Raw genomic sequence first — 19,764 nt, forward strand, 5'->3', positions numbered from 1 at the left:
GAAGACGGGAGTCGACCTTAAGATGCACGCTGAATTTCCAAAACTGTTCTCCGAGATCTCGACCGACGGCGCGCAGCGGGCTCTGCGCTGGGCCGGGGTTGAGGCATTCACCGGGATCTACACGAAGGCGCGTGAGGAGATGCTCGCGCGCCTCGCCTTCGACACCAAGCCACCGGCAGGCGGTCATCAGCAGGAAGATCTCGCCAATGCGCTGGGCGCCTTCCACGAGGCGTTCTCGGCAGCCGACCCGTCGATCGAGCTGGGCAAGCGGCAGGATCAGATCCTATCGGCTGCTGCACTGATGCATTACTTTGCGACGAGATCGACGGCGGCGATGGTCGTAACCACCACCGCATGCGGAGGGGCACGCAAGGCTCAGTTGCCTATCGACCTCGTGACGGCAGCCGAGAACGCACTCTCCCTCCTTGCAGCCAACCGGCGACGGCGCCCCGACCTCAGCAAGGTCGAAGTCGAAGCTCCCAAGTTCGAATATGAGCTGGACTTCTCCGAGGTTCAGCCGAATTCTCCCACGACCTTTCAGGGCGTTTTCGATCAGATCGCTAGCGCCGTGGACCAGGCGCTCGCCGATCTCGTCGCCAAATTCAACAAGTCCACAGCGCTTCTCGTCGATGCTGGAAAGAAGGCGGACGAGGAACTGGATATGCTTTCCTGGGTGTTCGGGCAGAGGGCCCGGCTGCCGAACAAGGCTTTCGCCGACGTTCCGGCAAATCAGAAGCCGTTAGTGTTCGCGCGGGATCTGGCTTCGCTGACCACGATTTATCCTGGACCTAACTCGGTGCCAGCGCTGTTCTCGCGGGCGGGCGTCAAATCAACAGGCAAGCTAAGCATCGTCGATGCGGTGAACGCGGTGTCAGACGACTGGACGGCGGTGGTTCTCAAGGGCCGTTCGTCGTCACCCGCAACCACGCCTATCCACTTCGCGCTTGCAAAGCGCCAAGAGACCGGCGCGGGAGTTGGGTGGACCGCCGGCTGGAGCGCGATAACGGGCATCGATTCCGGTGCGGTCCTGTCTCCAATTACACTCGCGGAACTTTTCTACCGCGAAATCCTCTGGCTGCGCTGATCCGCAATGGCCGAGACAGAGGTGATCTGCGCGAACCGTGAATGCCGAATCGCCCAAGGCGGAGAGTGCATCGAAGGCCACGACGACCTCGCCAAGTGTCCCCACTACGGCAAGGAGCCGGAGGAACTTGACGAGGAGCAGAATGACGACGGCCGGATCCCGGTTGACACTTTTGACGGCGTGCATCTTCCCGACGCGCTTCCGCTTGAGAGCGGGCGCGCCGATCGCGTGCTCGCGACGCTGCCAGCCCGCGTAATCGGCATGATCGGGGTCCACGATTCGGGCAAGACGAGCGTCATCGCCGGCCTGTTCGACCTCTTTCAGCTGGGCCCGATCTCCGGGGTCTCGTTCGCGGGGTCCTCGACGCTGCACGGTTTCGAGATCATCTGTCACGACGCGAGGGTCGCATCGGAGCGGGACGAGCCGCATTCGGAACGGACCAAGCGGGGTGAGGTCAGGTTCTACCACATCGACGTGCTTCGCGAAGGCGCGCTCCAATCGCTGCTGATCGCAGACCGGTCGGGTGAAGAGTACGAAGAGGTCTCCGACCTAGCCGCGAACGCGACTGCCATGTTCGAACTCCGGCGCGCGGACGTAATCACCGTACTCGTGGATGGTCGGCGACTATCGTCTCCCAGCGATCGAGCGGACGTGATGGGCGCCATACCGCTTATCATCCAAGGCATGGTCGAGAACGGCGCATTTGCTCGCAAGCCTAGTCTCGCGATTATCCTGACCAAGGGCGACGCAGTGCAGGCATCACCCCGGAAGGACCGCGTCGAGCAGGACTTCCGCTCCATTGCCGACGGCATCAAGGACGCCTTTGCCGACCACTTCGGCGATTTCAATTTTTTCGTCACATCGGCCTCGCCCAAGGACACCAACGTCGTGCGTGGGTCCGGATTGGCGGAGATGCTGGACTTCTGGCTGAAGCCAAGCGTCGAACCGCAAGGCGTCCGTCGCCGGTATAGTAGCGGTCGCGTCTTCGACGGCCTCACGCCCGGGGAGGAAGATCTTGGCTGACGCAAAGACGGACCACGTCTCCATCTCGGTCATCGGGTTGCCCGGCTCTGGCAAGACGACCTTCCTCGCTGCCCTCTGGGAGCTCGTGGGCGAGCGGCGCGTAACCAAGGTGCTCACCTTCGACACGATCGGCGAGAACGATCACAGCTACCTTCGAAAAATCGTCGCTGTCTGGCGCAAGGCAACCGAACAGGCCCGCACTCGTCTAACCGGCCTCAGTGCCGTGAAGATGAACCTTAAGGATGCCGAAGGGGGCGTGGTCCAGATCACGATGCCGGATGCTCCCGGCGAGGACTTCCGCGCAATGTGGGAGGATCGCGAACTCGGACGAGTTCTGGGCGAGAGCCTCGCCGACGGGAACATCCTACTTTTCGTGAACGGCAACAAGGTGAAGGCGCCCGCTTGGGTTGCGGAGCGCGCCGCGCAGCGCAAGGCAACGGGCAGACAGAAGGCCGAAACTCTTCCCAAGGGATGGAATCCGAGCCTTGCACCGACCCAGGTGCAGCTGGTGGATCTGCTACAACTGATCTCGCACGCCCCCGTTGGAGCCGCACGCCGGAAGATCGTCGTCATGATCAGCGCGTGGGACAAGGTCGAAGGCGAGAAGCTCGCGCCGGACGCCTTCTTGAAAGAGAAGCTTCCCTTGCTCGCACAATATCTTGAAGCAGGCCGCGACGGCTGGACGAGCCGGGTGTACGGTGTCAGCGCTCAGGGCGGCGAGTATGACGGCAACGACGCAAATTCCGAGCCGGTCGAAGGGAGGGGCCCTCAAAAGGCCGGAAAGGGCCGCGACGCGGATCGACTACGCGAGGTTGGCATACCGGCGGATCGCATCCGCCTCGTTTTCGGTGAGAAGGCATCGAACGACCTAACTGAGCCTCTGCAATGGCTCATGTATTGAGCACTGTTCGCATCAAGGTCGACCAGACGCTTCACGGCTACAGTGATGGCCACCGTCTTGTCGACGGGTCCCTCAAGCTGCCTCAGCCCGACGCGCGCACGATGCTTGTGCTGAGCGACGCCTCCGGCAGCGGCAGCCGGATCCCACCGGACGGCTACCTAACTGGGTATCCGCTCGCGGGGTCGGGCAAGTACGTCCTTGCCAAGACTTGGCCGGCCCCCGAGATGAGCCGGCCAGGCTGCGTGTGGACCCATTCGCTGCTGATCGACTTCGCGGATCTCGCGCGTCTCGGCTCGGCGGACGACCTGCTCAATCGCTTCCGTCGCCCCTCCGGAGCGGATTTATCCGAGTTCGCCGTCCGCCTCGAGTTCGAGACCACGAGGACGCCGCCGCCGGTACCGCCGGCTGACCTGAGGCGGGCCGGACTTTGGGCAAGCGCGCTTTACGGAAAGCCGAAAGAGAGGATCGTCGCAGAACGCGACGGTCCAGCAGACGACGAGCTCGTTTTGGCGATATGGATGCAGCAATGGCCCCGCCTGCGCCGCGCCTTCCGCTTCTGCACATTCTCGGCAGAGGACCGGTCCACGTCGGCCGACATATTCGACCTCCAGCTCATGGACGCCGGAAGATCGAGCCGTTCGCGGATCCCAAGCGGGGTGATCGCTTCGACGGTCGACCACAGCGAGTGGGTTGACACGCTTCTCGATGATCTGGAGCTGCCGAAGCAATCTGGCCTGCGTCAGTTCCTTCGCGACGTGGGCTCGGATATGACCAATGGCCGGGTAGCAATGGTCACGCTGGTAGACCTGTACGCCGCATTGGAGCCGAAGGCCGGTCCATCTAAGCTGACCGACGCCGTTGCCAAGCTTGAGGGCCTCGGACCGGGTCAGGGCCGGATGGGACGAGCCGCAGCTGCGCGCGTGGTCTTCTCTCGACCGGGCCTGGATGACCAGCGGCTTTTCGATTTTGCATTGGGGCAGGTGCGCACCGACCATGACCTGCTCGGGATTGATCCGATCACCGTCGGCAGAGCTTTAGTGCGGTGGAAACCGGAGCTGCTCGCCGAGAGTATCAGCGTTGACGATCCCCTTCTCGAGGCGATCGAAGCTGCATTCTTGGCAGCTAGTCCCGGCGAGTTAGTGGACCTTGTCAAGACGGTTCCCGGGGCCGCCGCGACCTTGCTGCCTCTCCGCCAAGACGTCCTTGAGCAAACATCGTTCTGGCAGATCGCGTCGGTAGATGCGCAGCGGCTGATCACCTCTCTGAATGCAGAGCCGGATCAGGCCGCTCGTATCGTCGGCGCGCTCATGGATGCAGGTCGTGACGACTGCTCTGCGGCCGTGGTCGCGCACTTCGGCATCGCGCCGGTCGTGGCTGCCCTGTCCAGGCTGGACGTCACCGGAATCCGTTCCGGCATGGGGTGGGTACGCGCCATCGCGCGGCAGACCGACGATCTGGCCAAAGGCATGGCCGCCGGTGCCGTGTGGCACAGGCCTCTTCTCTTCGCGCTGGCAGAGGTGCTCGATCCCGATGCGGTGCCAAACAGCGTCGGCACCGATCCGTGGGTCACCGCAGTCGAACGCTCCAGGACATCAGACGATGTGCAAGGCGAGGATCTTCTCGCCGCGTACCTCTTCACTCGGGCCAGAGGATGGCGTTCCCGATCCGAGGGCAGGCTCTTCTTCCTATCCATTCAGCGTCTCCATGAGGCCATGGCCTCCTCTCGTCTCACCGAGGAGGCAAGGCGCGTAGCCAAGCCCAGGCTGCCGCATGGATCAATTTGGAGGGATTGGGACCAGTGCGAGAAGCTCCGACACGCCGTTGTTGACAGCTTCATCGATCGGGATCTCCCACCGCTTGAATTCGGTGCGGTCGTCAACGACGGCAGGCTCTGGGGGCTTCTTGTGGATCTGGCAGCCGACAGCTCCCGCGGCCGCCGCTACCTGGAAAAGGTCCGCAACGCATTACGTGGCGGTGAATCATGGCGGGCGGATCGTGCAATGTTCATTGACCGCAAGCTCAAATAGCGGACAAATGGCACGACAATCAATCTAATCGATATTGATGCCTAATAGATTGAGCAGATATCTCCGATCGCTCGGCAAGAAGCACTGCAAACCGCTACGATGTCCACTACCGGTAAGAGCCGCCGGTCAACTTTCTTTCTATGAAAGACCGGTTTTGGGTAGGCAGCCCCCGTTGGCTAGGAACCACCGAATGGCCGCTATCCCGGTACCACCGCCAGAAGCTGCCGTTCCGGTCAGTCGAACACAGGTGATATATCAGCAATGAGCATCGCCGCTGCTTTCTCACTTTTCGCCACGCTACGCCGCGCCTATTTGATTGTTGCCTTCACCTAATCTGATGCCCTTTTGATCTGCCTCGCGTGCGCAGCCGATGGTCGGTTGCCCCGCTCACACGAGGCAATTCATGAGCGTCATCCCCCTCCAGCCACAGGCTACCTCGCGCGGCGCACGCATGTTGCGCACCGCGCTCGGCCCGGAGATTGCAGCCTGGCTTGAGGACTCCTCGATTATTGAGGTCATGCTCAATCCCGACGGGCGGCTCTGGATTGATAGGCTTGGAGCAGGGATCGCCGATACAGGGAGCGGGATGTCCGCTGCCGATGGCGAGCGGATCATCCGCCTCGTGGCGCACCATGTCGGGGCTGAGGTTCATGTGCGGGCACCCCGGGTCTCTGCCGAATTGCCCGAGACGGGAGAGCGCTTCGAAGGTTTGTTGCCACCGGTGGTGGCAGCTCCCAGCTTTGCCATCCGCAAGCCCGCTATCGCGGTGTTCACGCTCGGTCAGTACGTAGCGACTGGCATCATGGCGCAGTGGCAGGCCAATGCGCTGGCCCGGGCGGTAGCCGCCAGAAGGAACATCCTTGTCGCAGGCGGCACCTCGACCGGCAAAACGACGCTCACGAATGCGCTGCTCGCTGAAGTCGCCAAGACCGATGACCGTGTGGTCCTGATCGAGGACACCCGCGAGCTGCAATGTGCCGCGCCCAATCTTGTGTCGCTGCGAACCAAGGACGGCGTCGCTACCTTGTCTGACCTGGTCCGCTCCGCACTGCGCCTGCGGCCTGACCGTATCCCGATAGGCGAAGTGCGAGGGCCCGAAGCGCTCGACCTGCTGAAGGCTTGGGGCACCGGCCACCCCGGCGGTGTCGGCACGATCCATGCCGGATCGGCACTCGGCACGCTGCGGCGAATGGAGCAGCTGATCCAGGAATGCGTTGTCACTGTTCCGCGCGCCCTGATCGCCGAGACAATTGATGTCGTCGCTGTGCTGGTCCGCGATGGCACCAGACGTCGGCTCGCCGAACTCGCCCAGGTCGCCGGTCTCGATGAGCGCGGTGACTACCGAATTCTTCCCATCACCCCCGAAGCTCAAGGAGGCCTTTCATGATCCGTACTCTTTCCCGTGTCCGCACCCGGATGACATCTGTCGTGCTTGGTGGCTGCGCGATGCTCGCAGCCGCCACCCCGGCACATGCTGCAGGATCGTCGATGCCGTGGGAAGCGCCGCTCCAGTCGATCCTTGAATCCATCCAGGGCCCGGTCGCCAAGATTGTCGCGGTCATCATCATTATCTCGACCGGCTTGGCGCTTGCCTTCGGCGACACGTCCGGCGGTTTCCGCCGGCTTATCCAGATCGTCTTCGGCCTGTCGATCGCCTTTGCCGCCTCGTCCTTCTTCCTGTCGTTCTTCTCGTTCGGCGGCGGAGCCTTGGTGTGATGGGAGGTCTGATGGACGCGCAGGCTCCCGAAGCAGTGCCGGGCTACGCAGTACCTGTCCACCGGGCGCTGACCGAGCACATCCTGCTCGGCGGCGCGCCACGCGGCCTCGCGATTGCGAACGCAACGCTGGCAGGGGCCATCGGCCTTGGCCTGCGCCTCTGGATCGCGGGCCTCGTGATCTTCGCTCTCGGCCACATGGCGTCGGTCTGGGCGGCGCGGCGCGATCCACAATTTGTCGATGTCGCGCGGCGGCACCTGCGCTTTCCCAGCTATCTGAGGGTCTGAACCGATGCTCTCGCTTCGTGAATACCGGAACAAGGCCGACCGCCTCGCCGACTTCCTGCCATGGGCGGCGCTCGTCGGACCCGGCGTGGTCCTCAACAAGGACGGCAGCTTTCAGCGCTCGTCGCGCTTTCGCGGTCCCGATCTCGATAGCGCCACGCCGGCAGAACTGATCGCGACGACTGCGCGGCTCAACAGCGCGCTGCGCCGGCTCGGCTCTGGCTGGGCGATCTTCGTCGAGGCGGTGCGCCGCCCGGCGCAGGATTATCCATCGAGCGATTTTCCCGACCCGGCATCCGCTCTGATCGAGCGTGAACGCGCCGCCCAGTTTGCCGAGGAAGGCGCGCATTTCGAGAGCGGCTATTTTTTGACGCTGCTGTGGATGCCACCGGCCGAAGATGCGGCCCGCGCTGAAAGCTGGCTCTACGAGGGCAAGGCCGAGACAGGCGTCAATCCGCAAGAGCTACTCGAACTGTTCGTCGATCGCACTGACCGGTTGCTACGGCTGGTCGAAGGCTTCGTTCCCGAGGTCGCCTGGCTCGATGACAGCGAAACGCTGACCTATCTGCACAGCTGCATTTCGACCCGCAGCCACCGGGTTCGCGTTCCCGAAACCCCCATGCATCTGGATGCGCTGCTGGCCGACGAACCGCTCACGGGCGGGCTCGAGCCGCGGCTCGGCAAGACGCATCTGCGGACCCTGACGGTGATCGGCTTCCCGAGCGCGACATTCCCGGGGCTGCTCGACGAGCTCAACCGGCTCGCCTTTTCCTACCGCTGGTCGACCCGCGCGATCATGCTCGACAAGACTGATGCGACCAGGCTTACGGCCAAAATCCGGCGGCAGTGGTTCGCCAAGCGCAAGTCGGTCGGCGCGATCCTCAAGGAGGTCATGACAAACGAGGCCTCGGTCCTCGTCGACAGCGACGCTTCGAACAAGGCCGCCGATGCCGACGCCGCGCTCCAGGAATTGGGCGCTGACCATGTTGGTCAGGCCTATGTCACCGCTACCGTTACCGTCTGGGACGAGGATCCCGCGCTGGCAGCGGAAAAGCTGCGGCTGGTCGAGAAGGTCATCCAGGGGCGCGACTTCACGTGCGTGATCGAGGGCATGAATGCGATCGAAGCCTGGCTCGGATCACTTCCCGGTCATGTCTACGCCAGCGTCCGGCAACCGCCGATCTCAACCTTCAACTTGGCGCACATGATCCCCCTATCCGCCGTGTGGGCCGGGCCTGAATGGGACGAGCACTTCCGCGCGCCGCCGCTGTTCTATGCACGGACAGAAGGCTCCACCCCGTTTCGGTTCTCGCTTCATGTCGGCGACGTTGGCCACACCCTGATCGTTGGGCCAACAGGTGCCGGCAAATCGGTGCTGCTCGCGCTGATGGCGCTGCAGTTCCGGCGCTATGAACGTGCGCAGGTCTTCGCGTTTGATTTTGGCGGCTCGATCCGCGCGGCCGCGCTCGCCTGCGGCGGCGACTGGCAGGATCTTGGCACCAGCCTTGCCGATGAGAGTGACGGCGCTGTGCAGTTGCAGCCGCTGGCGCGCATCAATGAAGCTGCCGAGCGCAATTGGGCGGCCGAGTGGCTACAGGCCATTCTCGCTTCTGAAGGTGTCACCGTCGATCCGGTCACCAAGGAGCATCTCTGGTCTGCCCTTACGTCGCTCAGCACCGCACCGGTTGCAGAACGCACGCTGACCGGACTGGCCGTATTGCTGCAATCGCAGTCCCTCAAGCAGGCCTTGGCCCCTTACTGCATCGGCGGGCCGTTCGGACGGCTGCTCGATGCCGAGGTCGAGCATCTGGGCGAAGCCACCTTCCAGGCTTTTGAAACCGAAGGCCTGACCGGATCAGCGGCTGCCCCGGCGGTGCTGTCCTACCTGTTCCACCGCATTGAAGGACGGCTCGACGGCTCGCCGACGATGATCATCATCGACGAGGGCTGGCTGGTGCTCGACAGCCCGGCGTTTGCCGCGCAGCTGCGCGAATGGCTGAAGACGCTGCGCAAGAAGAACGCGAGCGTGGTCTTTGCAACCCAGAGCCTGGCCGACGTCGAGTCGAGCGCAATTGCGCCGGCCATCATCGAAAGCTGCCCGACCCGCATATTTCTGCCCAATGAGCGGGCGGCCGAGCCGCAGATTCTGGCGATCTACCGACGCTTCGGGCTCAACGATCGCCAGATCGAGATCCTCGCCCGGGCGACTCCCAAGCGCGACTATTACTGCCAGTCCGCACGCGGCAACCGGTTGTTCGAACTGGGCCTGGGCGAAGTCGCGCTCGCGTTCACCGCCACTTCGTCGAAGACCGATCAGCTGACGATCGGCGAACTGACGCAGGCGCACGGGGCTGATGACTTTGCGCGCCAATGGCTACGCCATCGCCGCCTCGCCTGGGCCGCCGACATGCTGCCTGCACCGCAATCCGTTCCCCCAGCCCGAAACCCCCGGGTCCCCTCGGGCCAACCCAAGGAGTAGTGCCCATGAAATCGAGTCATAAGAAAAGCACGGGGCTTCGCCATGCACTGGCAGCCGGAGCCGCAATCTTGTCGCTGACTGCCACGGCGTTGGTGCCTGCACCTGCCTATGCCCAGTTCGGCGGCATCGTCTACGATCCCTCGAATTACGCGCAGAACGTGCTCACTGCGGCGCGCACGCTCGAACAGATCAACAACCAGATCCGTTCATTGCAGAACCAGGCGACCTCGCTGATCAACGAAGCGCGCAACCTTGCGAGCTTGCCGGTCACTGTGCTGGCGCCGCTCCAGCAGCAGATCAAGCAGACGCAAGCACTGCTCGGGCAGGCGCAGCGGATGGCGTACAATGTCCAGCAGATCCAGAGCGAGTTCGCGCGCCAGTACAAGTCGATCGACCTGACCGCGCCGCAGCGCGCGATGGTGGAGGGCGCGGAAGGCCGCTGGCAGAACAGTGTCGCCGCATTCGAGGACGCACTCAAGGTCCAGGCTGGCGCAGTGGCCAACATTGAGGGCACGCGCAGCGCGGTGAACGATCTTGTTACCGCGAGCCAGTCAGCCACCGGCGCACTGCAAGCGGCACAAGCCGGCAACCAGCTGCTCGCGGTCCAGGCGCAGCAGCTTGCTGACCTGATTGCCAGCGTCACTGCGCTGGGTCGGGCGCAGACGCTCGATGCCGCAAGCAGTGCTGCGGCCAAGGCCCAGGCGCGTGAGCAACTGCGCCGGTTCCTGACGCCGGGACGCGGCTACATCGGCACGTCTGTCCAGATGTTTCGGAACTGAGGCGGTGGACACCAAGCTCTTCGCGCGGATCGGGGCAGGGGCCTTTGTGGCCATTGCGCTCACCATGACCGCGCTTCAACTGCGCCAAGGGCCCGTCCGCACGGTACCCGAGATCGAATACGTCACCGATGACGAAGGCGATCCGCTGGATGCGATGTTGCGTGATTGTGCGGCGATGGGTGAACAGGCGCTGGAGGTTCCCGCCTGCCTTGCCGCCTGGGCGGAAAAGCGGCGCCGCTTCCTCGGTGACAAGCCCAGGCCTGTCGATCCTGTGGCAGAGGACGGTGCTCCGACCGCGGCGCCCGCCGATCCACAACCAGCAAAGGGCGGGTGACATGGGTGGCACCGGCGTCGTCGACCGTTTCCTCGACATCTTCTCGCGCTACATCGACAGCGGCTTTGGCCTGCTCCAGGGCGAGGTCGCGTTCATCGCGACAACGCTGATCGTCATCGACGTGACCCTTGCGGCCTTGTTCTGGACCTGGGGCGAGCAGGACGATGTGATCGCCCGCCTCGTCAAGAAGACGTTGTTCGTCGGCATTTTTGCTTACATAATCGGCAACTGGAATAACCTTGCCAGCATCGTCTTTGAGAGCTTTGCGGGGCTTGGTCTGAAGGCGAGCGGCACCGGGTTCACGGCGGCTGAGCTGCTGCAGCCCGGCAGGGTGGCGCAGGTTGGTCTCGATGCCGCCCGTCCGCTGCTGGATGCAATCTCGGACCTGATGGGCTTCGTCGGCTTCTTCGAGAATTTCCTCCAGATCGTCATCCTGCTGGTCGCCTGGGCAATCGTCATCATCGCCTTCTTCATCCTGGCGATCCAGCTGTTCATCACCCTGATCGAGTTCAAGCTGACTACGCTCTGCGGCTTCGTTCTGATCCCATTCGGGCTGTTCGGCAAAACCGCCTTCATGGCCGAACGTGTGCTCGGCAATGTCATATCTTCGGGCATCAAGGTGTTGGTGCTCGCGGTGATCGTCGGGATCGGGTCGACCATCTTTACCGAGTTCACCAGCGCGATTTCGGGTGAACCGACGATCGAGGATGCCTTGTCCATCGTGCTCGCGAGCTTGGCCCTGCTCGGGCTTGGCATTTTCGGCCCTGGCATTGCCAATGGCATCGTCTCGGGTGGACCGCAGCTTGGCGCCGGCGCTGCTGCTGGAACGGCACTGCTTGCAGGGGGCGCGGCAGTCGGCACGGTTGCCGGTGCCCGCATGGCAGGCGGCGCCGTCGCCAGTGCCGCGTCCAACGTGGCGCACGGCACCTCGCGCGCGGCCGGCGGGGCGACCATGGCCTATGCGCTTGGCTCGGCCGGTAAATCCGGAGCCGCTGCCGTCGGTTCGGGCATGGCTGCTGTGGGCGATGCCGCAGTTGGCGCTGCAACCTCCCCGCTGCGAAATGCAGGCGATTCCATGCGCCAATCGTTCCGCGACGGCAGCCGCGCCGCGATCACCAACACCGGCGGCACGATCACACCCGGACCCAATACGCCGCCTTCGCCGCCCGCCGATGGCGACCAAGGCCAACCTGCCTGGGCCAAGGCGATGAAGGACCGGCAGACGCTGGCCCACAGCGCCACACTTGCTGCCCACACGCTCAAGGCCGGCGACAGCCACGGCGGCGGCGCTTCCATCGACACTTCGGAAAAGGACTGATAGCCATGTTTCGACGACCCTCGATCCGCTACGGCAAGACACCTGAGCCCGAGACGCCCTACCAGCGCGCCGCGCAGGTCTGGGACGACCGTATCGGCTCCGCCCGCCTGCAGGCGCGCAATTGGCGGCTCGCCTTCTTCGGCGCGCTTGGGCTTTCGAGCTGCCTGGCCGCAGGGATCATCTGGCAGGGTGCGCGCGGCTCTATCGTTCCATGGGTGGTGCAGGTCGACAAACTCGGCGAGGCGCAGGCGATTGCACCTGCCGAAGCGGGTTACAGCCCGAGCGATCCGCAGATTGCGTTCCACCTTGCCCGGTTTATCGAACAGGTCCGCGCCATTCCCGAAGACCCGATCGTGGTCCGGCAGAACTGGCTGCGCGCCTACGATTTCGCCACCGACAAGGGTGCGCTTGCGCTCAATGACTACGCCCGCACCAACGACCCGTTTGCGCGTATCGGCAAGGAGCAGGTCGGGGTGGACGTCACCAGTGTCATCCGCGCGTCCCCTACGAGCTTCCGCGTCGCCTGGGCCGAACGCCGCTACCGCGATGGCAGCCTTGCCGAGACGAGCCGCTGGACCGCGATCCTGACGACCGTCGTCCAGCCCCCACGCACTCCCGATGCCCTGCGCAAGAACCCGCTCGGCATCTTCGTCAATGCCATCAACTGGTCGAAGGAACTCGGATCATGATCAGCAATCTCCTCAGGGCACGACGCTGCGCCATCATTACGATGCTTGCGGCGAGCACAGTTCTTACTTCCCCTACGCAGGCCATGGACCAGCCTGCAGCGCCTGCGATTTCAAGCGAGTCATCGCAGGCGCACCATTCTTCTGGGACTACTGTTGCCGCCCCGGCGGTGCGTAAACCAGCAACACAAATCCAATCTGTTCCGCGGCGCGTCCCTCCCCACGCCGCGGGTCGCTCCCGCCCGTCCCAGAGTCGCCCCACTCTTCGGGACAGGGTGGGAGCGGCGATGGAGGCCGCGCGGGTCCAGCCCGCACGCACCGGGTTCATCAACGCGATCCAGGTCTTTCCCTATACCGAAGGCGCGCTTTACCAGATCTACGCCAAGCCCGGGCAGGTGACCGACATTGCCTTGCAGGAAGGAGAGCAACTTGTCGGCACAGGACCAGTGGCTTCCGGCGATACGGTGCGCTGGATGATTGGCGACACGGTGAGCGGAGTAGGAGCCAATGCGCGGGTCCATATCCTTGTAAAGCCAGTACGGCCGGACATTACGACCAACCTCGTGATCAATACCGACAGGCGCACCTACCATGTTGAACTGCGCGCCAGTCCGTCGGTCTACATGGCCTCGGTTTCCTGGACCTATCCGCAGGATGCGCTGATCGCCTTGCGCCAGACCCGTGCGGCGGCGGAGCGCATGGCACCGGTCGCGGCAGGCATGGACCTCTCGCGGCTCAATTTCCGCTACGCAATCGATGGTGACAAGGCTGAGTGGCGTCCGTTGCGCGCCTTCGATGACGGCATTCGCGTGTTCATCGAGTTTCCCGAAGGCGCCGCACAAGGCGAGCTTCCGCCGTTGTTCGTGATCGGAACTGGCGGTGATGCCGAGCTCGTCAACTACCGGGTCTCGGGTCGCTACATGATCGTCGACCGGCTGTTCACCAAGGCTGAGCTGCGGATTGGCGGGCGCAAGGGTCAGAAGTCCGTCCGTATCACCTCAAACAGGCGGGGGCGGGCATGACTGATCAGGATCTGGCCCCGGCAGGAGGCGAGCCGGTGATGGACGCCGAAGCCGCGGTGAAGCTGCGCGGAGATCCGCCGCGCGTCATGCGCCTGTCTCGCAAGGCCATCGGCATGGCTTCGGCCTGCGGGTTCGCTGTCGTCGGGGGCGCTCTCATCTACGCATTGCAACCGCAGGGGCGCAAAGCGGCGGATGAACTCTACAACACCGATGGTGTAGCCGTAGCGGACAACCTTGCCGGCGCGCCGAAGGACTATGGGTCAGTGCCGAAGCTCGGACCGCCGCTGCCCGGCGATCTCGGCAAGCCAATTCTCGATGCACAACGGCGCGGCGACGTTGCCGCCTTGCCCCCGGTTGGCAACCCTCAGGTTGCAGCCAATCCCGCAGTGAGCGCCGCCAATGCGGCACGCCAGCGCGCCGAGCAGGAGCGAGAATCTGCGCGTGCGAGCCGTCTGTTCTTTGGTGGCGGGACAGCCGGGAGCAGCAGCGCGGGCATGATCGGGAATGTGGCGACCACAGAAGGTCCCGCTGTCCCCGCCGCCGCTTCCCAGAGCGAAGCTGGCAGGAAGCAGGCCTTTCTCGAACGCGTCAGTGACCGCCGGACCGTGTCTGCCGAGCGGTTGAGTGGGCTCGCGTCGCCTGCGATCCTGCAAGCTGGTTCGGTCATACCTGCAGCGCTGATCACCGGCATTCGCTCGGACTTGCCCGGACTGGTGACTGCGCAAGTCACACAGAACGTCTATGACAGTCCGACCGGGCGGATACTGCTGATACCGCAGGGCTCGCGGCTGATTGGCGAATACGATGCCGATGTCTCGTTTGGGCAAAGCAGGGTCCTGCTCGCCTGGAACCGGCTTATCCTGCCTGATGGGCGCTCGATCGTGCTTGAGCGCCAGCCGGGCGTTGACCCGCGCGGCTTTGCCGGCCTGCAGGATGGGACCGATTATCACTGGGGAGGAATGCTCAAGGCAGCCCTGGTATCGACGCTGCTGGGCATCGGTTCTGAGATTGGGTCCGGGAGTGATGGCGAACTGACCCGTGCAATCAGGCGCGGAACGCAGGACAGCGTCAATCGCGCCGGCGAGCAGATCGTGAGCCGTGAACTTAACGTGAGACCCACGCTCACCATCCGGCCCGGCGCGCCGGTTCGTGTCCTCGTGACACGTGATCTGGTGCTGGGAGAAGGGCAGTGACGCGGCTGAAGCTGGCCGATCTGGCCGACGAAAAACCAGTTCGCATTACCGTCGAGATTTCGGCAAAGCTGCACCGCGAACTGGGTGCCTATGCCGCCGTCCTGAATGGCGGTGATGCTAAGGGCGCGCCAGCACCGGAGCGGTTGATCCCGCCGATGATCGAGCGGTTCATGGCTACTGATCGGGAGTTTGCGCGGATACGTAGAGGGACAAAGGTCTGATCTGAAGGTGGTGAAAGTCGAACTCGAATTCGAAATGATTAGAGCTTTGGTTTGTCTAGCTGCTTTCCGAGGAGCGCCAGCCTTTCCGTGCAGATTTCGTGCACGACACGGCCGAGTTCCTCGACCTGTTCGCTGAGCCAAGTAAGTTCTTCCTCGCTGATACGGTAGTGCTTGGAATAGCGCGCCTTGACGTATGCTTCCTTGAGCTTCTCGAACAATGCTCGGTGTTTGCGGGTATCGGCTGGCCAGACATAGGTTAGGCGGGCATCGAGACGCTCGGCCTGTGTTCGCAGGAAGCCAAGATTGTGAACGTGAGGCGTGTAGAAGGTCACAACCAGCAGAACGCAGTGGTAAAGGAACTCAGCAGTCTGGTGCAGATCAAACGCTGCGGGTTTGCAGAACCCTCGCTCAATCCCGAGCCTCGAAAGCTCGAAGCGCTGCATTGCGCTGGGAAACCACTCGTCGAAATACTCCTGTGCCATGGCGAGCGCCTGCTTCGGTGTCTTGGGCTTGGGCGTGTGGAGTTCGATGTCGTCGCTCTGATAGAGCGCCACTCCGTCCTTGGCGACGTCCATGAAGAAGTAACGGCCGTGCGCGAGGCCGTCGTTCACTTCCTGCAAGGTATGGACAATGAAATTGACTGGCGTGCTCAGCGTTCCGGTGATGCCGTATTCGCGCATCAGCCGGTCATCGAGCTTGGCCCAATACTTGACCCGGTCGGTCAGCCGCTTGTCGCTGACGATGATCAGCAAGTCGAAGTCGGACTTGTAGCCCTTGGCGGTATGCGGCTCGTCGATCCATCCACCGCGCGCGTAGGAGCCGTAAAGGATCACCTTGAGTATCCGCCCGGCCTTCTTCCATTCGTGCTTGGCGAGCGCGAAGCTGTCTTCGAATTCCTCGAACAGAATCTGCACCACACGCTCAAGCTCGCGCTGCTTGTTGGCTGGCAGGTGGTCGAGGTCGGTGCGCATGCTGCAAACCTAGCAGGCAAAGACCTGATATGCCCAGCCCTCTCTGGGGAGTTACTGTTGCAATTTCCTCAGGAATGGACCTTTGAGGTTAACACTTACTCAGCGAACGGTCACCCGCACCCGATAGCAACAAATGTCGAAGCAAACATGGCACTAAACCGTCTCTAAATGATGGAGGTGATCTGTGCTCCGCATCTCGGTTGAAATCATCGCTGAAGTTGGGCTTCCCCGACGTCACCTTCTGTCCTCAAATTTAGGAACGAAAAAGTCCAGTAATCTAGTGGTTATGCAAGGCGGACTGCCAGTTCTGCCGCGCGACCGGGTACAGGGTCCTACAGGCGCATCTCGCTGGCACCTAAACGGGCCAATGCGTACGCTGATGCTGAACCCGCTCCGCTAGCTCCGATTTGTGCAGTCCGTTGTCCGGATATGGCGCCGAGCTCCCTTTGCACCAACCAGGAAAAGCCGAGCCAATCGGTGTTTTCGCCATGAATAAATGGGCTTCGCGTCCAGCTTCGCACTGCTCACGATTGTCAGGGAGCCCTTTGCTTCGGCGTTTCTAACTCTCGCATTGAGTGGGCCAACGAGTAGTTGGCATCGAAGCTGAAATTGAATGTACGTCGGTACCGTCAAAAGTTCGCGAGTGGCCTAGGCGTATCCGACCAAGCTCTTGATCTCGAGATATTCATGGAAGCCGAATTCGCCCCATTCGCGGCCGTTTCCGCTTCGCTTGTAGCCGCCAAAGGCGGCGTGGAAGTCGAAACCGCCATTGATGCCGATCCAGCCAGCGCGAAGCCTGCGGCCTACTGACCGGCAGGTTTCGACGTCAAGACCATCAACGTACCCTGCGAGGCCAAAGTTGCTGTCGTTGGCGATTTCGACAGCATGATCGAGGTCATCGTAGGCGATGATGACCAGTACTGGACCGAAAATCTCTTCCCGCGCAATTACGCTATCGTTTGTTGTCAGGAAAACGGTGGGGCGCACGAACCATCCCTTGTCCAGGCCTTCGGGCCGACCGGGACCGCCGGCAATCAGCCTTGCACCTTCGGACATGCCCGTCTCGATATACTGCTGGATGATGTCGTACTGGCCTTTGGAGACTACCGGCCCCATCGCTACGTTGCCCGTCGGATTACCGACGGTCACGGTACTGGCTGCGGCGGAGGCGACTGCGATTGCCTCTTCCAGTCGTGCTGAGGGCACCAGCAAACGCGAGCCAGCGCTGCAGGTCTGACCGGAATTGCCCATCATGGCGGCGGTCGCGGCACCTACCTTTTCGGCCATGCTGGCGTCATCGAGCACGATATAGGCGCTCTTCCCGCCAAGCTCGAGACCGACACGCTTCACTGTTTCGGCGGCGTCTTTCGTAATCTGGACGCCAACGGATTCTGAGCCGGTGAACGAGATCATGTCAACGTCGGGATGGGTGGTGAGTGCGGTGCCGAGCACGCTGCCACTGCCCTGAACCATGTTGAAGACACCGGCCGGAACCCCGGCCGAATGCAGGATCTCGGCAAGAATCTGCACGGAGAACGGAGCGAGCTGAGGCGGCTTGAGGATCATCGTGCAGCCGACGGCAAGCGCGGGAAATATCTTCACGCAGGTCTGGTTCATCGGCCAGTTCCAAGGCGTGATCATGCCGCAGACGCCGATCGGCTCGCGGGAAATCATCGTTGAGCCGCGCTGTTCGTCGAACTGGAATTCGCGCAGCAATTCGATCGCAGTTTGCAAGTGCCCGGCACCAAGCCCGACGTGGAAGCCATGGGCCAGCGACTTGGGCGCTCCCATTTCCTCGGTAATGGCATCCCCCAGCTCACCATGGCGGCGGGTATATTCGGACTGGATCGCCAGCAGGAGATCCAGCCTCTGTTCGCGCGATGATAGTGACCAAGTGGGAAATGCCTTGCGTGCTGCTGCAACGGCCAGATCAATGTCGGCAACCGAACCGAGCGAGATGCGCCCGGCAACGACCTCGGTGGCAGGGTTGATGACGTCTGCCGTTTTCGGGACAATCGGGTCAACCCACTTGCCGTCGATATAGAACTGCAGACAGTCACGCATGATGATCTCCCGGTTTGGTTTTGACGCCTTGCATATAGGACACAAATCACCAATAATGAATAGTGAATCATAAGTCACCAAGGATGGATATGACGTTTTCTGCGGACCTCACAGGCAAATCCATCCTGATTACAGGTGCTTCGAGTGGGCTTGGGGCCTTCTTCGCGCGATCGCTGGCCGAGGCAAAGGCGCAGGTCATTCTGGCGGCGCGGCGGCGTGACAAGCTTGCCGACGTGGCAAAAGCGATCGCCGAGCGCGGCGGCGACGTTCGCATCGTCGAGATGGACGTGACCGACAAAGCCTCGGTCGAACGGGCAATCGCAGAGGCAGGACAGATTGACGTGCTGGTCAACAATTCGGGCGTGACTTTGGCGAAGCCCGTTCTTGACCAGACCGAGGACGATTGGGACCACGTGATCGATACCAATCTTAAAGGGGCATTTCTTGTCTCGACGGCGGTTGCACGGCGCATGCGCGATGATGGCCGCGGCGGCTCGATCATCAATATCGCCTCGATCCTTGGAGAACGTCAGGCAGGACAGGTTGCCGGTTATGCGACCTCCAAGGCCGGATTGATCCAGCTGACCAAGTCGATGGCCCTTGAACTTGCCCGCTTCCGGATCCGGGTCAACGCGCTGGCGCCCGGCTATATCGATACCGATCTCAACCGCTCGTTTCTGGAAACGGATGCCGGCAAGGCCCTGATAAGCCGGGTTCCCCAACGCCGGCTGGGCTCGCCTGAGGAGTTGATTGGCCCGCTGCTGCTGCTGGCATCGGATGCTTCATCCTATATGACCGGCTCGGTCATTGCCGCCGATGGCGGTCACTTGTGCAGCACTTTGTGATGGGAAACGATATGGGTGCACTTGCGGGAAAGGTTGCCGTTATTACCGGCGGCGCGGGCGGCATCGGGCAGGCCATCGCGGGGCGCTATGCTGCTGAAGGCGCTGTGGTCTGTCTCGCCGATGTCAGTGGCGCTGATGCGCAGCAAGCTGCTGCGGACTTGGGTGGTGAGGCTTTCGGGGTCGAACTTGATGTAACCAAGGAGGACTCGATTGCGGCGATGGTCGATCTGGTAATCGAACGAGCAGGCAAGATCGATGTCCTTGTCAATTCGGCTGGCCTTTACGGCCTCCAGCCCTGGTTGAAGATAACCGCCGCAGATTTCGACCGCATTTTTGCCGTCAACGTCAAAGGACTGCTGTTCGTCACCCAAGCGGTGGGGGTCGGCATGGTTGCTCGGGGCAGCGGTTCGATCATCAACATTGCCTCGTCATCGGGGCGGCGCGGCAATCCCAGCAGCGTTGTCTATTCCGCGAGCAAGATGGCGGTCATTAGTTTGACGCAGTCGGCAGCGCTTGGCTTTGCCCCGCATGGCGTGCGGGTAAACGCCTTGGCTCCGGGCGGAGTGGTCACGCCGATGTGGGATAGGGTGAAGCAGCTCTACAGCGATGCTGCGACGGTGCCCGGGGGCGATATCGACACGTCGATGGCCAAGTCTGTTCCCCTTGGCCGTTTGTCGGTCCCGGACGATCACGTTGCGGCTGCTGTCTTCTTTGCCTCGGACGCCAGTGCTTATGTCACCGGGCAAACGCTCAATATCGATGGCGGATTGGCGCTCAACTAAGCGCCGGGACTGCCCACCTGACTAGCGGAGAATAT

19 protein-coding genes are annotated in these 19,764 nt (G+C 62.5%); 17 read left to right on the forward strand and 2 right to left on the reverse strand.

Annotated features, from left to right (window positions below; translation table 11 throughout):
• Positions 1 to 22: 22 nt before the first annotated feature.
• From RMO89_RS03480 to RMO89_RS03550, 15 genes are all read left to right on the forward strand, one after another.
• Positions 23 to 1,084: a GTPase-associated system all-helical protein GASH gene (locus RMO89_RS03480; protein ID WP_310531240.1), complete on the forward strand. Its 1,062-nt coding sequence runs from the start codon at positions 23 to 25 to the stop codon at positions 1,082 to 1,084.
• Positions 1,085 to 1,090: 6 nt separating this feature from the next.
• Entirely contained in the window at positions 1,091 to 2,107 is a 1,017-nt protein-coding gene (locus RMO89_RS03485; RefSeq protein WP_310531241.1) for a TRAFAC clade GTPase domain-containing protein, read from the forward strand.
• Positions 2,100 to 3,008 carry a TRAFAC clade GTPase domain-containing protein gene (locus RMO89_RS03490; RefSeq protein ID WP_310531243.1) on the forward strand — a complete coding sequence of 303 codons (909 nt, stop codon included), beginning with the start codon at positions 2,100 to 2,102 and terminating at the stop codon, positions 3,006 to 3,008. The genes RMO89_RS03485 and RMO89_RS03490 overlap by 8 nt, the downstream gene beginning before the upstream one ends.
• Complete coding sequence (locus tag RMO89_RS03495) at positions 3,005 to 5,035, forward strand: hypothetical protein (protein ID WP_310531244.1); 2,031 nt, start codon at positions 3,005 to 3,007, stop codon at positions 5,033 to 5,035. The genes RMO89_RS03490 and RMO89_RS03495 overlap by 4 nt, the downstream gene beginning before the upstream one ends.
• A gap of 403 nt (positions 5,036 to 5,438) precedes the next feature.
• Positions 5,439 to 6,422, forward strand: coding sequence for a P-type conjugative transfer ATPase TrbB (gene trbB / locus RMO89_RS03500; protein WP_310531245.1), 984 nt, complete (start codon positions 5,439 to 5,441; stop codon positions 6,420 to 6,422).
• A complete protein-coding gene (locus tag RMO89_RS03505) occupies positions 6,419 to 6,751 on the forward strand; it encodes a TrbC/VirB2 family protein (RefSeq protein WP_310531247.1) in 333 nt (110 codons plus the stop codon). The genes trbB and RMO89_RS03505 overlap by 4 nt, the downstream gene beginning before the upstream one ends.
• Before the next feature lie 11 nt (positions 6,752 to 6,762).
• Positions 6,763 to 7,038, forward strand: a complete 276-nt coding sequence (locus RMO89_RS03510; protein WP_310531248.1) for a VirB3 family type IV secretion system protein — start codon at positions 6,763 to 6,765, stop codon at positions 7,036 to 7,038.
• 4 nt (positions 7,039 to 7,042) lie between these two features.
• Positions 7,043 to 9,514, forward strand: a complete 2,472-nt coding sequence (trbE, locus tag RMO89_RS03515; protein ID WP_310531250.1) for a conjugal transfer protein TrbE — start codon at positions 7,043 to 7,045, stop codon at positions 9,512 to 9,514.
• A 5-nt stretch (positions 9,515 to 9,519) separates the two neighbouring features.
• Positions 9,520 to 10,293: a P-type conjugative transfer protein TrbJ gene (gene trbJ / locus RMO89_RS03520; protein WP_310531251.1), complete on the forward strand. Its 774-nt coding sequence runs from the start codon at positions 9,520 to 9,522 to the stop codon at positions 10,291 to 10,293.
• A gap of 4 nt (positions 10,294 to 10,297) precedes the next feature.
• Positions 10,298 to 10,627, forward strand: a complete 330-nt coding sequence (gene trbK-alt / locus RMO89_RS03525; protein WP_310531252.1) for a putative entry exclusion protein TrbK-alt — start codon at positions 10,298 to 10,300, stop codon at positions 10,625 to 10,627.
• A gap of 1 nt (position 10,628) precedes the next feature.
• On the forward strand, positions 10,629 to 11,945 hold the full coding sequence (gene trbL, locus RMO89_RS03530; RefSeq protein ID WP_310531253.1) for a P-type conjugative transfer protein TrbL: 1,317 nt from the start codon (positions 10,629 to 10,631) through the stop codon (positions 11,943 to 11,945).
• Between the two features lie 5 nt (positions 11,946 to 11,950).
• A complete protein-coding gene (trbF, locus tag RMO89_RS03535; RefSeq protein ID WP_310531254.1) occupies positions 11,951 to 12,634 on the forward strand; it encodes a conjugal transfer protein TrbF in 684 nt (227 codons plus the stop codon).
• Positions 12,631 to 13,653: a P-type conjugative transfer protein TrbG gene (gene trbG / locus RMO89_RS03540; RefSeq protein ID WP_409035508.1), complete on the forward strand. Its 1,023-nt coding sequence runs from the start codon at positions 12,631 to 12,633 to the stop codon at positions 13,651 to 13,653. The genes trbF and trbG overlap by 4 nt, the downstream gene beginning before the upstream one ends.
• The gene (locus RMO89_RS03545; RefSeq protein WP_310531255.1) at positions 13,650 to 14,846 is read left to right on the forward strand and encodes a TrbI/VirB10 family protein; all 1,197 of its coding nucleotides are present in this window, start codon (positions 13,650 to 13,652) and stop codon (positions 14,844 to 14,846) included. Before trbG ends, RMO89_RS03545 begins: the two co-directional genes overlap by 4 nt.
• Positions 14,843 to 15,067, forward strand: coding sequence for a DUF2274 domain-containing protein (locus RMO89_RS03550; RefSeq protein WP_310531256.1), 225 nt, complete (start codon positions 14,843 to 14,845; stop codon positions 15,065 to 15,067). The genes RMO89_RS03545 and RMO89_RS03550 overlap by 4 nt, the downstream gene beginning before the upstream one ends.
• A gap of 38 nt (positions 15,068 to 15,105) precedes the next feature.
• Here RMO89_RS03550 and RMO89_RS03555 read toward each other — a convergent pair whose 3' ends face one another.
• Together RMO89_RS03555 and RMO89_RS03560 are read right to left on the reverse strand one after the other, a co-directional pair.
• The gene (locus tag RMO89_RS03555; RefSeq protein WP_310531257.1) at positions 15,106 to 16,038 is read right to left on the reverse strand and encodes a HEPN domain-containing protein; all 933 of its coding nucleotides are present in this window, start codon (positions 16,036 to 16,038) and stop codon (positions 15,106 to 15,108) included.
• 648 nt (positions 16,039 to 16,686) lie between these two features.
• Positions 16,687 to 18,102, reverse strand: coding sequence for an aldehyde dehydrogenase family protein (locus tag RMO89_RS03560; protein WP_310531258.1), 1,416 nt, complete (start codon positions 18,100 to 18,102; stop codon positions 16,687 to 16,689).
• Between the two features lie 89 nt (positions 18,103 to 18,191).
• On the opposite strand from RMO89_RS03560, the gene RMO89_RS03565 reads away from it, so the two are divergent.
• Both RMO89_RS03565 and RMO89_RS03570 read left to right on the forward strand, forming a co-directional pair.
• The gene (locus RMO89_RS03565) at positions 18,192 to 18,947 is read left to right on the forward strand and encodes a glucose 1-dehydrogenase (protein ID WP_310531259.1); all 756 of its coding nucleotides are present in this window, start codon (positions 18,192 to 18,194) and stop codon (positions 18,945 to 18,947) included.
• Positions 18,947 to 19,729 carry a glucose 1-dehydrogenase gene (locus RMO89_RS03570; RefSeq protein ID WP_310531261.1) on the forward strand — a complete coding sequence of 261 codons (783 nt, stop codon included), beginning with the start codon at positions 18,947 to 18,949 and terminating at the stop codon, positions 19,727 to 19,729. The genes RMO89_RS03565 and RMO89_RS03570 overlap by 1 nt, the downstream gene beginning before the upstream one ends.
• The last annotated feature ends 35 nt before the right edge of the window (positions 19,730 to 19,764 follow it).

The sequence above is a fragment of the Novosphingobium sp. genome (assembly GCF_031424035.1).
In the GTDB taxonomy this organism is placed as follows: Bacteria; Pseudomonadota; Alphaproteobacteria; order Sphingomonadales; family Sphingomonadaceae; genus Novosphingobium.